Origin of the sequence: Protofrankia sp. Cj5, assembly GCF_917627405.1 — a bacterium.
Classification (GTDB): domain Bacteria; phylum Actinomycetota; class Actinomycetes; order Frankiales; family Frankiaceae; genus Protofrankia.
The window spans coordinates 41627-43817 of sequence record NZ_CAKJTO010000038.1 but is presented as its reverse complement, the minus strand read 5'-3'; the positions used below and the strand labels follow the sequence as shown (position 1 = coordinate 43817).

Sequence of the window (2191 nt, the reverse complement as noted above, 5' to 3'; positions counted from 1 at the left end):
TTCCGGCGGCGACCACTAGGTCTAGCACCTTGCCTAGCGGCTGTTTGGGGCTGTGACCTGGCCTCTAGCGTCTAGCGGCCTTCCGTCGAGCTGCTCCGAAAATGACGGAAAGGGGTGCCCGGGGGAGCCTCTTTCCGTCTGCTAGAGATCTACGGGGTGGGGTGAGTGATGTTGTTGAGGTGGCGTCCGTACAGCCGATAGATGCGGGCGTCGAGGATGGTGCGGAAGTCGGCTTCGCCGAGCGTCGGGGGGTCGACGCTGGTGTCCACGGTGGGTGTCCAGCCGACGGGGCCATCAGTGCCGGGGTGGTCCGGTCGCCGGTGAGCGGGTGTGGGGATGGGACCGAAGGCCAGGATGACGGTCGGGTCGGTGGGTTCTGCGGGTCGGTGGTCGAGGTAGACGGCGCGGGGCAGGGTGGCGGTGACGTCGATGAGGTCGTGGAGGCCGGCGCCGGGGGTGAGGGTGAGTTCGTAGAGTCCCCGGTCGGTGCGGCGGACGGAGACGAAGCGTCGGCCGTCGAACGGGGTTGCGCCGGGGGCCGTGGTCGGGGGTTTTCCAGATCGGGCTACGTTGTGACCCCCACGAGTCGCGGTCTTCGTCGGCTGGAGACCGCCCCCGACGCGGGCGTCAAGCGTTGCAATCGTTGCGGGCGCGAAAGGTACGCCGGTAGGCGGCAGGCGGAACGCCGAAGGCGGTGCGGAAGTGCTGGCGCAGGGAGACGGTGGCGCCGAAGCCGGCGTGCTCAGCGACGCGGTCGATCGGCAGGTCGCTGCTTTCGAGCAGATGCTGAGCTCGTTGCAGCCGCTGCCCGGTCAGCCACTGGCCGGGGGTGAGGCCGACCTCTTGGCGGAACCGCCGGGTGAAGGTGCGGACGCTCATCCGCGCGTGGGCGGCCAGGTCGGGCAGGGATACCGGTTCCTGTAGGCGTTCGAGCGCCCAGGCACGGGTTGCGGCGGTGCTGGCCTCCCACGGTTCTGGGACAAGGTGTCCGATGTGCTGGGTCTGCCTCCCATCGGGCCAAGGTGACATGATCCAACGCCGAGCCAGCCGGGTGGCGACCTCGCTGCCGTGGTCGCGGCGGACCATGCGCAGATAGAGCTCGGTACCGGAGACGGCGGAGGTGAGCACGTCGCCGTCGTCGATGAAGGGCACGTCGGGGTCCATCTTCACGCGGGGAAACATGCGCTGGAAGCGGTCGATGTCTGGCCAGTGGATGCTGACCCGGCGGCCGTCGAGCAGGCCCGCGGCGGCCAGAATGAACGTCGCCGTGCGGATCGAGACCAGGCGTGCGCCGGCTGGGATGCGGGCGAGCGCGTCGGCTATCTCGTCACGCAGCCGCCCGTGTGGGATGACCGCATCGACTGGGTGGACGGCGGGAAGCACGACGGTGTCCGCCTCCGCCAACGCCCCGGCTCTGTTGTTGGCAGTGGCGGCGTGCATGGGCTGGCCGCCAACGGTACAGACGGCCACCTCGTAGAGCGGTGTGCCGTCCGGCCGGGCGGCGTCGCCGAAGATCCCCACCGGGATGCTCGTCTCGAATGGGATTACGCGGTCCAAGGCGAGGACGGCGACACGATGCATGGCTGAATCCCATCTGGTAGCGACCTGTACCGCCCGTTTTCGATGAAGGGAAGCCCTATGGAGTGGGTGTGAGGAAAGACACGATCGGCCTTGTGGCATGTGCGGAAGGGCGGAACCTTCGGTCGGTGCGGGGGTGATAGGCCGGCCTGCGACGGCCTGCGATGGATCACAATCTCCGGAAGACGGTTGTGCGCGGGTTGAATGGCGGTGGTGGCATGGTTGAAGGGCTGGCCAACCCGAACGGCCGCCGGTGGCGAGTGGCTGACGGCCCCGCATCGACGTCTTCCTCCTGGCGCCCGGGAGATATGGGGTGGCTGGACCCCGGCGCCCTCGGCCTGTAGGCCCGGTTGAGAGGCTCCGGCAATAGGACTGTCCGGCTCGCGCCGCCCGGTCCGGCGCCTCGCGTCGTTGTTGTCGGTCGGCGCCCAACACAGGGCGCCTCCCTCCGCCGCCTCGCGATCCATCCGCCCGGGCGCCGCTCCCTGATCGAACGCCCTATTGCCGGAGCCTCTTAGCTCGTACCGATGGCGGTGCGTATCCCACACGATTGATATCAGCTTTTCGGTCGATTTTGTCGAGATTCAGGAGATCGCAATTTTGTACCCTTAGA

1 protein-coding gene is annotated in these 2191 nt (G+C 68.1%); it reads right to left on the bottom strand.

The features are described from left to right. Nucleotides 1-627 precede the first annotated feature (627 nt). Nucleotides 628-1581, bottom strand: a complete 954-nt coding sequence (locus MJ777_RS10630) for a GlxA family transcriptional regulator (protein WP_239375652.1) — start codon at nt 1579-1581, stop codon at nt 628-630. Nucleotides 1582-2191: the final 610 nt, after the last annotated feature.